General features: G+C 34.7%; 14 protein-coding genes. 2 read left to right on the top strand and 12 right to left on the bottom strand.

What is annotated here, in order from left to right; genetic code table 11:
* Positions 1 to 30: 30 nt before the first annotated feature.
* From B5X55_RS17265 to B5X55_RS17255, 3 genes are all read right to left on the bottom strand, one after another.
* Positions 31 to 804, bottom strand: coding sequence for a LytR/AlgR family response regulator transcription factor (locus B5X55_RS17265; protein WP_079514217.1), 774 nt, complete (start codon positions 802 to 804; stop codon positions 31 to 33).
* The gene (locus B5X55_RS17260; protein WP_079514215.1) at positions 801 to 1,835 is read right to left on the bottom strand and encodes a sensor histidine kinase; all 1,035 of its coding nucleotides are present in this window, start codon (positions 1,833 to 1,835) and stop codon (positions 801 to 803) included. The genes B5X55_RS17265 and B5X55_RS17260 overlap by 4 nt, the downstream gene beginning before the upstream one ends.
* Positions 1,836 to 1,977: 142 nt before the next feature.
* Positions 1,978 to 2,364, bottom strand: coding sequence for a hypothetical protein (locus B5X55_RS17255; protein ID WP_079514213.1), 387 nt, complete (start codon positions 2,362 to 2,364; stop codon positions 1,978 to 1,980).
* Positions 2,365 to 2,582: 218 nt separating this feature from the next.
* On the opposite strand from B5X55_RS17255, the gene B5X55_RS17250 reads away from it, so the two are divergent.
* Entirely contained in the window at positions 2,583 to 3,077 is a 495-nt protein-coding gene (locus tag B5X55_RS17250; RefSeq protein ID WP_079514211.1) for a heme-binding domain-containing protein, read from the top strand.
* Between the two features lie 44 nt (positions 3,078 to 3,121).
* On the opposite strand, the gene B5X55_RS17245 is transcribed toward B5X55_RS17250, so the two are convergent.
* Positions 3,122 to 5,437, bottom strand: a complete 2,316-nt coding sequence (locus B5X55_RS17245; RefSeq protein ID WP_079514209.1) for a glycoside hydrolase family 113 — start codon at positions 5,435 to 5,437, stop codon at positions 3,122 to 3,124.
* Between the two features lie 174 nt (positions 5,438 to 5,611).
* Here B5X55_RS17245 and B5X55_RS17240 point away from each other — a divergent pair, with 174 nt between their 5' ends.
* Complete coding sequence (locus B5X55_RS17240) at positions 5,612 to 6,292, top strand: head GIN domain-containing protein (RefSeq protein WP_079514207.1); 681 nt, start codon at positions 5,612 to 5,614, stop codon at positions 6,290 to 6,292.
* On the opposite strand, the gene B5X55_RS17235 is transcribed toward B5X55_RS17240, so the two are convergent.
* The 8 genes from B5X55_RS17235 to B5X55_RS17200 all read right to left on the bottom strand — a co-directional run bounded on the left by B5X55_RS17235 (position 6,293) and on the right by B5X55_RS17200 (position 17,452).
* Positions 6,293 to 6,475 carry a CPXCG motif-containing cysteine-rich protein gene (locus tag B5X55_RS17235; RefSeq protein WP_079514205.1) on the bottom strand — a complete coding sequence of 61 codons (183 nt, stop codon included), beginning with the start codon at positions 6,473 to 6,475 and terminating at the stop codon, positions 6,293 to 6,295.
* Between the two features lie 5 nt (positions 6,476 to 6,480).
* Positions 6,481 to 7,158, bottom strand: coding sequence for a hypothetical protein (locus B5X55_RS17230; RefSeq protein ID WP_079514203.1), 678 nt, complete (start codon positions 7,156 to 7,158; stop codon positions 6,481 to 6,483).
* A gap of 22 nt (positions 7,159 to 7,180) precedes the next feature.
* The gene (locus B5X55_RS17225; protein ID WP_079514201.1) at positions 7,181 to 8,500 is read right to left on the bottom strand and encodes a TolC family protein; all 1,320 of its coding nucleotides are present in this window, start codon (positions 8,498 to 8,500) and stop codon (positions 7,181 to 7,183) included.
* A gap of 19 nt (positions 8,501 to 8,519) precedes the next feature.
* The gene (locus B5X55_RS17220; protein WP_079514199.1) at positions 8,520 to 11,789 is read right to left on the bottom strand and encodes an efflux RND transporter permease subunit; all 3,270 of its coding nucleotides are present in this window, start codon (positions 11,787 to 11,789) and stop codon (positions 8,520 to 8,522) included.
* Positions 11,789 to 12,919 (bottom strand): efflux RND transporter periplasmic adaptor subunit, encoded by a 1,131-nt coding sequence (locus B5X55_RS17215; RefSeq protein ID WP_079514197.1) that lies wholly within the window; start codon positions 12,917 to 12,919, stop codon positions 11,789 to 11,791. Before B5X55_RS17215 ends, B5X55_RS17220 begins: the two co-directional genes overlap by 1 nt.
* A gap of 488 nt (positions 12,920 to 13,407) precedes the next feature.
* Complete coding sequence (locus B5X55_RS17210) at positions 13,408 to 14,292, bottom strand: leucine-rich repeat domain-containing protein (RefSeq protein ID WP_079514195.1); 885 nt, start codon at positions 14,290 to 14,292, stop codon at positions 13,408 to 13,410.
* Between the two features lie 214 nt (positions 14,293 to 14,506).
* A complete protein-coding gene (locus tag B5X55_RS17205; protein WP_079514193.1) occupies positions 14,507 to 15,382 on the bottom strand; it encodes a leucine-rich repeat domain-containing protein in 876 nt (291 codons plus the stop codon).
* A 159-nt stretch (positions 15,383 to 15,541) separates the two neighbouring features.
* Entirely contained in the window at positions 15,542 to 17,452 is a 1,911-nt protein-coding gene (locus B5X55_RS17200) for an ABC-F family ATP-binding cassette domain-containing protein (protein ID WP_079514191.1), read from the bottom strand.
* Positions 17,453 to 17,523: the final 71 nt, after the last annotated feature.

The following is a 17,523-nucleotide window of genomic DNA, read 5'->3' as shown; positions in this document are numbered from 1 at the left end:
TAACACCACTCATATTGGAACTTATACTACTTAAGAACCCATCCAGTTTTTAAAGTCCGACGCTTTGGCCTTACTTACTACTATACGCTCTTTCGAGACCGGGTTTACACTTATAATAAGCTTCCCGTTGAAGTAGTATTTTAAATTTACGATCGCTTCGCGGTTTACGATACATTGCCTATTGGCCCTATAGAAAAGGGTTGGGTCTAGACTTTCTTCTATATCTTCTAATTTATCTTCTAAACTATAGGTCTGGTTATCTTTACTCACGGCTTTTACCGACCCAAGATCTATCATGAAATAAGAGATATCATTCGTTTTTAAAGGAATCAACTGATCCCGTTGGCTCACCAGAAACGTATTTTTATAGCTCTTTTTATCGGCATCGCCTTTTATCAACCCCAACAGACCCTTTAATTGGTCATCATCGATACCCTGTTCTTTTTCCTTAACCTGCACGTTAAACTGGGTTAGGGCATCGGTAAGTTCTTCTTCGTCTATAGGTTTTAGTAAATAATCAATACTATTCACCTTAAAGGCCTTTAGCGCATATTGGTCATAGGCCGTCGTAAATATCACTGGAATATCGATTTTCACCTGTTCAAAAATCTCAAAAGAGATTCCGTCTGCCAAGTGAATATCCATTAGAACCAGTTCTGCATCATGTGGTGTTGAAAAATAGGCAACGGCAGCTTTTACCGTATCGATAATAGCTAAAACTTCTATTTCAGTATTTATGTGGTTCAATAAATAGACAAGATGATCGCTTGCGGCAAGCTCATCTTCTACAATGACGATTTTCATTCTATTTTTCTTAAAGGTAGTTCTACTTGAAAGATACCATTTTCAGTACGTACAAGTATATCTTGTTGCTGTAAGAGCAAGTATCTTTTTCTTAAATTCAATAATCCGGTACCGGTACCCTCTGCCATTGTTGTTCTTGGGCGTAATGGGTTTTCTATAAAAATAGAATTCTCTCGTGAATAGACCCGAACCAATAACGGGTTAGATTCTGAAATTTCATTATGCTTTACGGCATTCTCTACCAAAAGTTGCAGCGCCAATGGCGGAATTTTTCGCCCCTTTAATCCTTCGGCAATATTGACCTCAATTTCAAACCGTTCTCTATAACGGGTTTTCATGAGATAGGTATAACTTTCTAAATACTTAAGCTCTTCGCGTATGCTCACCAAATCACTATCTCCACTCTGTAAAATATACCGGTACATGTACGAGAGCTTTTTTACAAATAGGGTTGCAGGTTCATTATCGCGTATGAGCGATGTCAACGAATTTAGGGAATTGAATAAAAAATGGGGATCTATCTGGTTTTTAAGGGCCGTAAGCTCTTTCTGTAGATTCTGATGTTTTAAATGCTCGTTCTCTATATCGCTTACCCGCTGGTTCGCTTGTAAGCGTAAAATTCTGGCAATGAAATAAAGTACAATCAACAAGGTAACGTACCCAAAGGTCAAAAAGCCCCTGTCCTCATTAGATAAAGGACTATCGACTATTATAGGGTGTAATTCTTTCCAAAGGGTTAGGGTGGCAAAAAGCATTACCAAATCCAACACAATAATACTTACCGTAGCAAAGGTGCCCCTAAGTTTAAATTTAATATACACCACATTGGCATTGATTTCTAAGATTGCCCAAGAGAAAAAGACCATAAACACCAACCGGAACAGAAAATCAACTACCCAAACACTTTCAAACTGTTCGTTGCCAGAGCTGATCATATTGTATACATGAATGTTTCTGGGCAAGGAAACCAAAGCTGCCAACAAAAGGGCAATTTTAATAATCTGTTGTTTTTTAACTGTCGGTAAAATCATGACATATTCTTTAGAGGAGCGCTTTTCAAATTTACATCAATTTTACTGTCGATGCGCCGCCTAGTTTTTGAAGCCAAAAAAGGCCTTCAAATTAAATTTGAAGGCCTTTATCAACCAACCTTAATCAACTAACTAATTTAAACTATACTTTATAAGGGTCGAAATTTGCAGGCAGGTAATCATTAACATCAAAACCTAATTCTACTTCTTCCTCTATTTCTAAAACACATATATCTGCTATATCTATTTGATACCCTTTGTAAGCATCAAAACCATATGGTAAATACTCTGATGTATCAATTCCTAAATCTATATCTTCTTCGATTTCGATTACATTAAGATCTGTTGAAGAAACTAGAATAATTTCATTGGCTTGATCTTTTAAAACTTCCTCGAACGGATTAGTAACATCGTTGAATAAAGAAGCATTTGCAATCTTCATTTCTTTTCTATGTTTTTGTTCTGCCGTAAAGGAAATAAGAACTCCCGCTACTAGTACTAAACCAAAAATTAATTTTATTTTTTTCATGTTTTTATATTTTATGTATTGTGTTTCTTTTTATTTGATGATACAAATGTACAGTACAACCCTAGCACGAATAGCGGCTTTTTAACTGAAGCGTCTATATTGCAAGATGAAACGTCTAAAAAGAAAACTGAACTTTTTTAGCGAAGCAAAGAATACTTTCATATCCATATAATTTATAACTTTAGAAAAGACAATTACTAGAACTAAAACTGCTTACCATGTTAAAAAAAATCATTTTCGCACTCATCGCCATTTTCATTATCATTCAATTTATAATGCCCGAACGCAATATTTCAGGAGACGACACCTATGCCATACAAACGAAATATGATATTCCGCAAGATGTACAACGCATTTTGCAGGTTTCTTGTAATGACTGCCATAGCAATGCAACGGAATACCCATGGTATGCCAATTTTCAGCCTTCTGCCTGGTTTTTGGACCATCATGTACAAGATGGCAAAAAGCACCTAAACTTTTCTGAATTTACCAAATCGCCCCTTTTTGTTCAGAATCATAAATTGGAAGAAATAAAAGAAATGGTAGAAGAAAAAGAAATGCCATTACCTTCTTATACCTATTTTGGGCTTCACTCAGAAGCGAACCTAACCGACGCGCAACGGCAAAAAATTATTGATTGGGCAGATTCGCAGATGAATTATCTAAAAAATACGTATCCAGCAGATAGTTTGGCCTTTCCAAAAAGAGAGTAGTTTTTTTACTTTTTAAAACAGTTATGTAAACGGAAGGATTCTAATTATTTAGTAAACCATTTACGCACGGTTTCCTCTGCTAATTTGTTATTGGGCGTAAAAGCATTGTTGTCTTCGCCTCGGTACTCTAAAAAGCTTGGAAACTTCCACCACAGTATACCTTTGCACCATGGTTCGTTCTCAATACCTTTAAAGATGATTTCATAGCAACGTGCCTGCATTTCTTCATTAATGCTTTCATCGGCCTCTGCATGAGGGTTCTTCCATGGTTCGTTAACACTTCTGAATCCGATTTCAGTGAAAACGATGGGCTTTTCGAAACGCTCGTATACCTTTTCAATTTTCTTTTTTATCATATTGAAGCTCTCGCTCATTTCCTCATCGGTAGGATTATCATTCTTACTCAAGGGGTAATAACAATCTAGTCCGATATAATCCAAGTCATCCCAAAACTCTATATTCTCAAATTCTTCTCCCCAATTGGCAGCATACGTAAGATGACCCGAAAATAAGCCTCTTGTTTTCTTAATCATACTGCGCCAAGTTTCAGGTTTCGATAACGTTGCTTTTGTAAACTCGACGCCTATACAAAGCGCATCCATACCATGTATTTCAGCTAAAAAAGCATAATGACGAATCCAGCGATAATAATGGTCATGAAACAAATCCCATTCTTCGTCACTAGGCATTTCAATTCCTCCAGGCCAACTACCCCCCACATAAATTTGAGGTTTTAACATGGTATACATACCCATATCGTGTGCAGTCGATAATGCATGAACCACAGCCTCATCATTCTCACTACCGGCACTATTACTAAAACGGAGTGGTGTCGCTGCATTTATATTGTTAATACCTGTATAGGGTACAAGTGCCATTGCATTGCTGCCCATAGACTTTTGCTTCAATAGCGATTCTGTTGCCTTTTTAGAACCATAACCATTGTAAATACTGTAGCCTTCATGAGCAAAATTGAACCCTTTTAAATAAGGGAGCTCTTTCTTAACCACTTCTTCTTTCGGATAGGTCTTCGACAGGCTTTTTAAATAGCTTTGCCACTTCCCTTCTAATTTTTGTATTTCTTGGGTCGTAAGTTCACCATCTTTATAGTGGTACAAAAAGATTTCTTTACCCCAGGTTTGCATTAAAAAATCTACAAAAGCCCCTGCCAAACAATCTCGTATTAAAGAAGACTCCATCTCTAGAAACGAATTATCGAGCAGTTCGGCAACCGACAATGTATTTTCTGATTCTGCCAACCGTGCAGACCAATATTTATAACCTTTCATTTGCCATTTATCGGTAAAATAAATGGGTAAACCTTGGGTGAGAATATCCTTTTTAGAAACCCCTAGCATATTACGCAGCAGTAGTTCATTATCCTTGCCAATGTTGTTGTTCTTATATATTTTATTGGCAATGATGTGAACAGAATTATTCAACGTATCGTAATGTGCTTGGTTCGTATTACCTGTCATTAAGCCCTTCTCTTCTGTGTTGCTATAAAAATTATAGGTGATTTTCGGAAAATCATCATTGTTTAGAAAAGCGAACACTTTAGAGGTGTTTCGTTTTATTTGCTCTTCAAGACTTCTTACTTCATTTGGTTTTAATGCATTTTTATGATTTACGAACTGATACTTTTCTGCATTAAGAAGCACCTTGTTTCCCTTAGAGAAATCAAAAAACGTACTATTATCTGTTTTCCATTGCTCATTAAAATCTCCCATGACCACACGTTCGTTATCATTGTAGAGTTCATAATTAAGATTCTGCCGATAAAAAGATTGTCCGTTTTCTTTAACCTTTTCGGCAAAAAAATCAAATACCTGCTGCGCATCTGTTCCTGTCATAAAACTAAATGGCATTTTGGGCATTAAAGGATTCGGATATAAACTTACCGATAAAATAGAATTCTTATTCGTTATCTTATTCGAACCTATCATTATCGCTCTCCTATTTATCTGAAATGGAGTTTGGTCTATAAATTTTTCTAGAATTTCATTCTCGTCAATAGCCCCTAACAGAAAAACAACATTCTTCTTAAGAATTTCGTGAGTAACCTCATCTGCTCGTTTATAAAGAATTTTTGCACTGCGCCAAGATTCAGTAGGTTCTAGCAACGAAAGCTCTTTGAGTATCTGTTCATATTTGTTGCTTAACACACTATCCTTAGCGGCATACACTACCAGTATTTCTCGTTTTTCAAAAAAGCTGCCCCGTAGTTCTCGACGTGTAGGTATGGAATCTAAAGTTTCAGATACCACCGCATTTTCAGTATTTGGGAAATATTGAACACCAGCATAGCCAACGATGCCTAAGGCTACAACTAGGGCCAGTAATACATATTTCTTTTTCATATACTACAATGAAGACAATTACTTGTTTAAGGTAGTGAAACTGCAAAACGTGAGCGAACACCTTATCATTATTTAACTTTTACTTATAAACCTCTTAAAAAACATGGAAAACCAAGTTTTGTAAATTTATCAGAAATGTAGTGTAACTTTGAAGCACCAATTACCCAATGCCACATGAAACCAATTGTACTATTCACTCTATTTATCTGTTCAACTCTTTCTTGTTTTGCACAAAGTACTGTAACTATACCTTTACAGAAATTTACCGAACTCAAGGTTTATGACCGTATTACCGTAAATCTTATTAAAGGTGAAGAGAATAAACTTGTGTTGAGTGGTGAAGATAAAGAAGATGTGAGTATTACCGAAAATAACGGACTCTTGAAGGTTAAAATGGGTATAAATGAGTTTTTATCTGGCAATACTGTTAATGCTAAACTATACTACACTGGAGAATTAAAAGTAATCGATGCCAACGAAAATGCAAGAATTATTTCTAGCGGAATGATTAAGAGTTCTATAATAGAAATTAGGTCTCAAGAAGCTGCCGTAATCACCCTAAATCTTGAGGCAGACACCGTTAACGCAAAAAGCACTAGCGGAAGTGAATTGAAGCTTTCTGGCACTACTGATTACCAAGATGCCAATATAAATACTGGAGGCAAACTGTATAATAAAGGATTAAAGTCTAGGTCTACTTCAGTAATCGTTTTAGGTGGTGGTATTGCAGAGGTTTACGCAAGTGAAAAAATCATTGCCAAAGTAAAAGCTGGTGGGTCTATAAAAGTATATGGTAATCCAAAAATTATTGATAAGGATGATACTTTTGGTGGTAAAATAGAATTCAATAACTAACTACTGCTCTATACTTTGAGCATCGAAGGCTATTAATTCATTATCTTCAAAACGAGGAGTTAACTCAATCGGGTTACAACATACTTCGCAATCTTCTACATAGGTCTGTTGTGTTACAGAAGGATCTAAAAGCATAGAAACCTCTTCCCAACAATATGGACATTGAAAAAAATGCTCGTACATATTCTTTATGCGTCTTTCAATTTCTTAGCCAATTCTTTTAAGGTAAGGGTCTGTACTAAATTTTCAGCATTCGAAGTGAAAATGGTTTGATTACCCAACTTTAAAAATAGTGTTTCATCATCTGTTTCAACAAAAACATCAGCAGCAGTAGCTTTAATCTCCTCAAGCTTTATATCAAAACGTTTTTTTAAAGTAATTAACCCATTTATGGTAGTTAGTTCAAAACCGGTATAATCGAATACCCGTTTTAATCCGCTAAAAAAGCTAAATCCTATAAAAACTAATGAGGCTACAGCAAATTTATACGCCAAGGTAAAAACATCTAAATCATCACCGTTAATAAAAGTAAACGCTAGGTTTATACAGCCGTAAATTCCTATTAAAAAAACGATTACCCCTAAAATAATAGCGATAACATCTGTAAATAAAGCCTTGTTCGTTCTGGTTACTGTAATGCCATCAGAATTTTTCTCCGCTTTAAATCCGAAATCCTTCAAATATTCTAGATTCTTTATTTGAGTCAGTTTACTGGAAATAGAAGCTTCTAACGGACTAAGATCTACTTGAATATCACGTTTCTTTATTTCCTCTTTTAAACTTATCTGAGATTCAAACGTAAGAAGTGACTGCTGATACAGTATCTCTATAAGCTCGCTATTTGTTCTTTTGATATACATGTCCATACCTTACCTTATTAAGTAACTGTTACAGTTCAATATTTAATAATTGTCCCGTAAGTTGTAGTAATTGAAGCTCTGCCAACTTAGCATCGTACTTTGCTAAATTTTTGTTCGTCTGTGCATTCAATAAATTTATTTGAGCCTGTCTAAATTCAATAGATGTAATACTACCTAATTGAAATTGTTCGTTAGAGCGTTCAAAGTTATTCTGATTGGTCACGACATTTTGTTCTTGCAAGCTAAAAACCTGCAATCTATTTAGGTAGTTTTCCTTGGCGTTTTGCACATCTCTTAAAACCTGTTGCTCTATTTGTTCTTTAATAGTTTCTTGGTTGTCCAGAACTATTTTCGCATTCTTTATCTGTGTAATACTATTACCACCATCAAAGAGGTTCCAAGTAAGATTCAAACCGGCAGATATTCCTGTTGAAACACTTGAAGCTAAAAAGTTAGTTGCAGGAAAATTACCTTCGTTCCAACCATATGATCCAGTAAGGCCAACGGTTGGTAAAAAAACAGACTTACTAGATTTATAAGCATAATCGTTTATTTTGATATTTTTTTCGGTCTGTAATACGCTTACATTATTCGCAATACCTTTATCTAAAAATTCTTCTAAACTTATAGGGTTTACAAAGGCGATAACAGTATCGACCTCAAAAGAGCTTGCAAGATCTCGATTCAACAATAGATTTAAATCTCGTTTTGTATTCCTAAATGTTTGTCTTGTATTCATTAGATTGATACTATCGTTTACCAAATCTACTTGTGCATTTAAAACATCTAACTTATTTGTCTGACCATACTCAAAACTATATTCAGAACGTTGTAAGCGCTTTTGTGTATTCGAAAATGTGTCTTCTAAAACCTTAATATTCTCAGTAAGTCTTGCCACTTCAAAATATACAGTATATAACTGTATCATCGTTGTTTCTATGGTTTCTCTAGTTTCAAGTTCACTTAAACCATATTCTTCTTTTAGTCTTTTATAATCATACCAACGACCTAGACCATCAAATAATGTATAATTTAAATTTAAAGAAGCGTTGTAACGTGTAGTTTCGGCACCATCAATTGCCCTGACGCTACCATCTTGAAAAGTAGCTTCTTGATTGCTTTGATCAAATGTCCCACCAGCATTACCTGTTAAACTTGGCAAGTAGCCAGAATTTAAAATGTTCTTATTATTATCGGCTATTTTTAAATTGTTTTTAGCAATGATTACCCCAAAATTATTTTTTAAGGCAAGTGCTATCGCGTCTTCCTTAGAGAGCGTATTCTCTTGTGCGAATACACTACAAAATGGAATTAACAACAATAAATGGATGAATCGTAATCTAATCATTATGCAATACTTCTAATTTCTAATGAATATTTGAACCAACTTCTGCGTGATCGTGATGACTTTCATCCTCGATTGAATGATTCTTTTGACCTTCTAGATGTGCAGCTTCCTTACGCTCGGTAATAGCTCTTTCTACTTCTTCTTTTGTAATCTTATGACCCGAAGCCAACATTTTATTACCAGCTTTCAGATTATTACTAAACGATAGAAATAGTGGCAACATCAACAATGTAAGTATGGTGGCAATACCAATACCATAAGCAATAGAAATCGCCATCGGTTTTAAGAATTGCGCTTGTCTACTAGTCTCTAACATTAGTGGCGCCAAACCTGCTATAGTTGTAATCGAGGTAAGGAAAATTGCCCTGAACCTAGATTTACCTGCTTCGAAAATAGCATTGTCAAAGGTCATACCTTCGCGTAAGTTAGAATTAAACTTCCCAATTAGCACCAAGCCGTCGTTCACCATAATACCAATTAAGGCAATGATTCCTAAAATCGATAGTACGTTGATAGGAAAATCGTGAATCCAGTGTCCCCATGCTACTGCCGTAAAACTGAAAGGCACTAAAAGCAATAACATTAATGGCTGACTAAAGCTTCTAAACGTAAACGCTATAGTGATATATATTAAAAGTAAAACGGTGAATCCTACCAATTTCAAAGACCCTGTTAATTTACCCAACTCTCTATTCTGACCCTCATAGGAAGCATTAACCGTTGGATACTTTGAGTGTATTTCGGGCATGATGACATTTTGTATTTCTGTCATGATATCCGTAGGGCTATCCTTTACATCTTTCATGTCTGCAGATACCTGAATTTCTCGCCTGCCTTCTAATCTATTAATTGCAACATCGCCACGCTCAATAGTATAGTCTGCTATTTCACTCAACGGCACACGTTCACCTGTTGGAGTGACAATTCGCATATCATCTAAATTGGTAATCGAAGAACGCTCATCTCTTTCATACCTTACCCACACCCTAATTTCATCTTGCGATCTTTGAAAACGTTGTGCCTGTACACCGAAAAATCCTGATCGCACCTGTACCATTACCGCACGAAGGTCTAGACCTAACAAATAGGCATTCTCTTTTAAGGTCAATCGAATTTCCTTAATACCAGCTGGGTCATTATCAGCAATATCTTTTAATCGAGAGTTATTCAACAAAATGCTCTTCAATTCAACCTTTGCCGCTTTAAGCTCTTCAATATTGTTACCTAAGAGTGAAACTGATACAGGAGAACCACCAAAGTTTCCACCTGAACCATATATTAAACTTTCTACCCCTATAACCGGCCCCACTAGTTCTTCTAGTCTACTAGTTACCATATCTGAAGAAATCTCATCGGGTCTTTCCTCACCAGGTAAAAGGTTAATATTTAATTGTGCAGTTGAGGAACCTGGACCTAAACGTCTAATAACATTCTCAAAAAGCATTTTATTAGTGCCCTTTAGATATTTTTCAGTCAATTCTTGATTTACAATTTCTGCTTTTTCCTCAATCATGGAAATAATAGAATCTGTAATTTTCTCATTTGTTCCATTAGGCATTTCTAATTCTATACCTACCCTGTCACTCGCTACTCTTGGAAAAAATGCAGTTCTAATAACACCCCCACCAACAGAACCTAAGGTTAATATAAATGCCCCTAAGAAAAGACTAAAAACAAAAATTTTATAGTTCATTGCAAAACGTAATGCGGGTGTGTACATTTTATCACGCATCAAAATCATTAAGCGATCACCAAACTCATTTATAACCCTAAGTTTCGCAAATGCCTTTGCAATTCCACTTTTTGGTTTGTCATCTAAAGGCTGTAATGCTTTGGAATGTGCCAAGTGAGCAGGTAGAATAATTAATGCTTCTACTAATGAAACCACTAATGTTAGAATAACGATTACAGAAACCTCGCCAAAGAACTCCCCTATTCTACTATCTAAAAACAAGAATATTGAGAAGGCTAATATTGTAGTGATAATCGCCGAAATAATTGGAGGCAATACCTCCATAGTGCCGTCTACAGCAGCCTGTACAGGGGTTTTTCCCTTTTCGTAATGTTGATAGATGTTTTCAGCAATTACAATACCGTCATCTACTAGAATACCGATAACGATGATCATACCGAATAAAGACAAAACGTTAATCGTTACATCAAAGAAACCAGCAAATACAAACATTCCTAAAAATGCTACAGGCAAACCGAAGGCTACCCAAAATGCCAATCTTGTGTTTAAAAACAAGGACAGGAAAATTAACACCAACAACATACCCATGATAGCATTCTCCGTCAATAATTGGGTACGTTGAACAAGGGTCGTCGACTGATCAGACACAATGTCTAATTTGACATTGTTGTACTTGTCATTAAAATCTTCTATATATTCTTTTACTTGTTCAGCAGAGGATATTAAATCTTCATTATTGGTACTTGTAATTGTAGTACTTACCGATAAATTACCATCAAAGTAAGTCGCATTGGGCGATTCTGCAAAACGGTCTTTAACGATAGCCACATCTTTTAATCGAATAACTGTACCTGATGGGTCTGCCTTAACCACTAAATTATTTAGCTCATCACCATAATACGCACGATTATTTGCACGTATTAAATATTCCTCTGCATCGGTCTTAATATTACCACCCGTTACAAGAATATTGGCATTACTTACTGCGTTAGCAACTTCAGTAAATGAAATGCCATAAGCCAAGAGGTTATTTTCATTAACGGCTATTTCAATTTCCTCTGCTGGAAATCCTGAAATTTCTATTTGAGAAATACCCTCCATTGCTCTAAGGTCATTCTCAATTTGTCGACCTACACTCTTTAAAGTGGCTAAAGGAATATTTTCACCGCTAATAGCAAAAGCAATAGTTTGACGAACGGCCTCTAATTTCGATACAATTAAAGGTTCCATACCGGTTGGGAAAGTTGGCACCCTATCTACCGCATTCTTAACTTCTAATAGCATAAAGTCGATATTCTCTCCTTTTTCTATTTCGACATTAATGGTACCGCTATTCTCCCTAGAAGTAGAAGTAACACGATCAACACCTTGAAGTCCCTTAAGGTTATCTTCTATCTTTAATACAATACCCTCTTCAACCTCTTGCGGTGAAGCACCTGGGTAAGTAATGGTAATCGCAATATTCTTAGAATCCGTTAAAGGAAAGAAAGAAGATTTTAAAGCCTTTGCACCTACTATACCAAAAAGGGCAAAAGAAATTACTACAACATTAACGGCAACATGATACCGAATAAAGTATTCTATCAGTTTACGCATTATTCTTTTGTATTTTCTGGTTGTTCAGAGTAAATTTTCACTGCCATACCTGTATAAGCCCCACTTAGCGGCTTAGACATGATGGTTACGCCATTCGGCACATCTTTTAGCACTACACGTTTATCTGAAAAATAAACAGGGTTAACATCGATGATATCCAAAACCGAATCACGTACTATAAATATTCTGTTTCCTTCTAAAAGTAAACTTCTATCGACCTCAATAGCATTCTCCTCTTTTTTGGCATCTAAACTGGCCTCTAAGTACATGCCTTCACGTAGGTTTTTATTCTCCACTTCTATATATGCCTTAACAGTTTGTGTTGCTTGATCAATACTACCGTTGATTCTAGCAACCTTACCCTTATACTTAGTATTGTCATCTAAATTTGTAAGCTCTACCGATTCACCTAATTTTAAAAGGTCTGTGTAACGCTTACTTATAGAAACTTCAAGCTCATATATCTCTGGATTAATAAATTCTCCCAATTTTTGACCTGACCTAACCAAAGTACCTTCTGTAACCAAGGCTTCAGTAAGTACCCCAGAAAAAGGAGCGGCAATACGGTATTTAGAAAGTCGTTGTTCTAAATTCTTTACATTATAGTAACTGGTTAAAATACCTCTACCCGAAATAAAGAATTTCTCTTTTTCCGTATTCAATTCGGGAAGCGCAGGAGTACTTTTAGACATATCAAAATTGGTCAAATAATCTTGCCATTTCGAATAAATATTTGGATAATCTAAACGTAAATCTGGCATAACCGCCGTAAGCTGGTTGAACAGATTGCTTTTTGCAGATTGTACACTTGCCGCATATTCATTAGCATCTATATTTATAACTATTTCACCTTGTCGAAAAGCTTGCCCTTCTTTAAAAAGTTTACTACCTCTCTTAAATACACCTTGAACTTCAGCATATAACTCTACACGTTGCTTCGCAGTTAAATTACCGTTTGCTGATACTACGATAGGCACTGTCCCATTTTCAACTACCTCTGTAAAAACAGTTTTAACCACTTTTTCAGATTTTGGTTTAAACGTTTTTTTACTATCTATAATAACCTTAGATAAAAAGAAGGATACTACAATTAGTAAAATACCCAGTATGGTAAAAATAATTTTTCTCATTTGGCAATATAATTTTTAGACTTTGTCAGTTCTAGTAATTGATTGATTTATATACTTCAGTTTTCAGTTATTCATTGTCTTATACGGACACAAATTGTTTCATTGTCAAACCCCTTGATCTGAATACAAAAGATAAAGACCGTATAAAATAGAAAAGGTTTAATCTTAGAGACATAATAATTTGTTAATAAGCATCATTCACGCAGCATATTCAATTTGGAAAGAAAACCACAGAAAGCTGTGTACTCTCGCTAAATATGCAAATTGAACATCCTAATAAAATTAAATGAATACTTAATACATCTTTTGGCTGAAAATCATATCAACCAACCCTCAAACTAATTAAAAAGCGAAACTACAAAAAAGGAGATAGTAGATGGTTTGCTCAGATGGTTAAAGAAATCATAAAGTATATTGAATTTTTTACTATACTAGTTAACAAAAAAAAGGGATGCTAAAGCATCCCTTTTTTTACTAATTAAGTAAGTCTAATTTCTTTTAACGTCCTCATAGTTTGTATCTACCACACGAGTTTTATTCAATGTCCGGTTACTGAACTTCATGTTTAAAAATTCGTCGTCACTATCAAAAACAGCTAAGTTTTGACTTTGCATTCTTAACAAAGAGTTCAACGACCTAAAATCATTACCTTGTAATTGTACAAATTCAAGATTACTTAACGTAGCCATACTTCTTGGCAAATCACCCTCAAATTGATTGTAAGAAAGTATCAGTTCTTTTAAATTTACCAGCATCCCTAAATCAACATCAATTGACCCCGCCAACTTATTACCAAAAAGCTCTAACCTTTCTAAATTTGTCAGCTTTTCAATTGACTTTGGCAAACTACCCTCTAAATAGTTACTCGAAAGATTTAAGGCTTTTAAATTTTCTAATTGCCCAATTCCGCTTGGTATAACTCCATCGAACAAATTATTAAACATCGATAGCTCTTCAAGATTCTTCATTTTAGAATAGTCTTGAGGCAATGTTCCGCTTAACTTATTCATTTCAAGCCTAAGTGACCTTAACTCTGATAATTCAAATAAATCTTGAGGCAAGCTACCCTCTAATGTATTAAATGAAAGATTCAAAGTCTTTAAATTGGTAAGAGCGGCAATACCATTAGGAATTTTTCCACTAAGATTATTACGGTATAACTTTAAACCAACAACATGCCCCTCATTTATTTCTACCCCGTACCATGTAGAAGGATCCGCTTTTAAATTCCAAGTATTCTGCCATTGCTCACCAACTGAGCTTTTATGGAACTCTATTAAATATTGTTTTTCACTTTTAGGAATTTGGGCACTAACCATGCAACCACTCACCGTAAAGAGAATTATGAAGCTATATTTTAGAATGTTTTTCATTATAAGAAAATTAATTGATCGTGGGGTATATTTTTCAACTCTAAACTCCTGTTAACTCTTTTAAAAAACAGGGACAGACTAAAAAGCACCTACTATATAACGTTCAAAAAATAAATTTATGATACCTCGAAAATGTTAAAGTATATTAATCAAAAAAGAGATGCTCTTCAACATCTCTTTCTTTCACCAAACTAACTAAAAGTGTAAACTACTCTTACTCTTCTATATCTTCAAACTTCGTCTCGGCCATTCTGGTCTTTTTGAAGTTGATATCTTTAAATTCAAGTTTTCTATCATCCTTATCATAATCGAAAACTAGGTATTCTTTTGTTTCTAAAAACTCTAAAGCTTTAAAAGAACTGAAATTATTATTTTGAATTTGAAAAACCTCTAAGCTTGCCAATTGAGCAAATTCATTAGGTATGTCACCATCAAGTCGGTTATTCGCTAAAACCAACTCTTTCAAATTGCTTAACCTACCCATATCTTTTGGAATGGCACCTTCTAAATTATTTTCAAATAAGCCTAATGTTTCCAATTGTGATAATTGCCCTAAAGAAGCTGGTATATCACCATAAAAATCATTACTTGAAAGATTCAACACCTTTAACTCTTTTAAATTTCCTACTGTAGCAGGTATCTTACCTGTTAGAAAATTATTGAACGCTGAAAGCTCTACTAACTGGTTTAAATTTCCTATTTCATTCGGAAGCGCACCTGTTAATCTATTCATCTCTAATTTCAATACTTTTAAATTAGAAAGGTTAACGATTTCTATAGGAAGCGCACCTGTTAAAGAATTAAAAGCCAGATTCAATACTTTAAGATGTTCTAATTTACCAATCTCAGATGATATTGGCCCCATAAGATTATTATGGAACAAATTAATTTCAACAACTTTATTGTCTTCGATTGTTACTCCGTACCATTGAGAAACTGGAGTATTCAAATCCCATTTCTTAACCCAATGTTTACCATTGGTAGTTGTGTACAAATCCACCAAGGCTTTCTTCTCCTTTTTAGATATCTCTGCAAAACATACTGTTGTCAGAAATAATAAGCCAAAACTTAAATAGTATAGTTTTTTCATATGTTGGCGTTTATATAACTCCTTTAGTTAGGAATTCTCCTACAAATTTGAACTAATAACGGCTAAAACTAAAATTTTATCGTTGACTAACCCATGTTTGTTGTGAAAGTGCCTATTTATGTTGTGAAACTTACTAAAAGCATGGTCTATGAAATTTGACTACACTAAAGACTCTATATCTAATGTAAGAACCTCCCAATCTTGCATTAGCTTTTCTAATTTATTCTTCTTTGCTTGGTAAGTATCGAAAAAGTTAAATTTAGCAATTGTTTTATCGTAATCTACCAAGAGGTTATGATCTATCTCTTTAATTTCTTTTTCAAGACTACCAATCTTACTTTCTATAGAGCTTAATTGATTTTTTAAACTCTTTAATTTCTTCTGGTCTTGAAAAGAATTCGATTCTTTTGGCTTCTCCTTTTCAACGGCAACTACCTGCTTTTTTTCAATAGCTCTAAAGTTTTCTACTTTACGTTGTTCTAAATAGTACTCTACATCACCAAGATATTCCTTAATTTTTTGGTCCTTAAACTCATAAACCTTATTAGTTAAGCCTTGTAGAAAATCTCTATCGTGAGAAACCAAAATCAATGTCCCCTCAAAGTTTAAACATGCTTGTTTTAATACGTTTTTCGATTTAATATCGAGGTGGTTGGTAGGTTCATCCATTACCAATACATTAAATGGCTGTAATAGCATTTTCGCCAAGGCAAGTCGGTTTCTTTCACCACCCGATAAAACTTTTACATATTTTTCAACTTCATCTCCCCTAAATAGAAAAGAGCCTAAGATATCTCGCACCTTACTTCTATTCTTTTCATTGGCAGCATCTATCATCGTATCTAAAATGGTTTTATCACCATCTAAATACTCCGCTTGGTTCTGAGCAAAATATCCTATCTGAACATTATGACCTAGTTTCAAATGTCCTTTATGTTCTAAATCGCCAACAATAATTTTCGCCAAAGTAGATTTACCTTGACCATTCTGACCAACAAATGCAGTTTTGCTATCACGTTCTATTAAAAGGTTAATATCATCAAGTACATGGTTGCTACCATATGCCTTCGAAAGCCCTTCGATCTCTACTACGACCCTACCTGGAGTAACAGATATTGGAAAACGTAGACTCATTACACTATTATCATCTTCATCAACCTCAATACGCTCAATTTTATCTAATTTTTTAATTAAGGATTGCGCCATTGAAGCTTTGGTAGATTTTGCCCTAAATTTTTCAATAAGTCGTTCTGCTTGTTGAATTTCTTTTTCTTGGTTCTTTTGAGCGTTTACCTGTTGTTGCTTGATTTCGTTTCTTAAAACAAGGTATTGTGTATACGGCTTATTGTAATCATAGATACGACCTAATGATATTTCTATAGTCCTGTTGGTAACGTTATCTAAGAACATTTTATCGTGCGAAACAATTACCACGGCTCCTGTGTAATTGTTTAAGAATTGTTCGAACCAAATAATTGATTCAATATCCAAGTGGTTTGTCGGCTCATCGAGTAACAGCACATCGTTACTTTGCAATAACAATTTTGCTAACTCAATTCGCATACGCCAACCACCAGAGAATGTTTCGGTCTTTTTTTCAAAATCTTCGCGTCTAAAACCTAAACCTTGAAGAATTTTTTCTGTTTCACCTTGATAATTGTATCCTCCTAATATTTCATAATGATGAGATACATCATTTAAATCTACTATAAGCTGACTATATGAATCGGTTTCGTAATCTGTTCGTTCTGCCAGTTGATGATTAATTTCATCTAACCTTAGCTCTAAGGCCTTAATCTCCTCAAAAGCTTGGTAAGCCTCATCCAAAACCGATCTACCCTGTACGAAATCTATATCTTGTCTTAGAAAACCTATTTTAATATCCTTCTCAACCGCAATAACCCCGGTATCTAAAGCCATATCCTTATTAAGCATTTTTAATAAAGTTGATTTTCCTGCACCATTCTTCCCTACAAGACCTACTCTATTTCCTCCATTTAATCGAAAAGAGATTTCTTCAAAAAGAGATTCTCCGCCAAAGGATACTGATAGGTTGTGAACGTTTAACATAAATAATATTTCTTATAGTTTATTCTTAAAAAAATCACCTTTATAGAATGATTATTCTTAAGCAAAATTTG

This window comes from Maribacter arcticus (assembly GCF_900167935.1).
Lineage (GTDB): Bacteria > Bacteroidota > Bacteroidia > Flavobacteriales > Flavobacteriaceae > Maribacter > Maribacter arcticus.
Note: the sequence above shows the minus strand (reverse complement) of the source record. Positions and strands in the feature narration are given on the sequence as shown.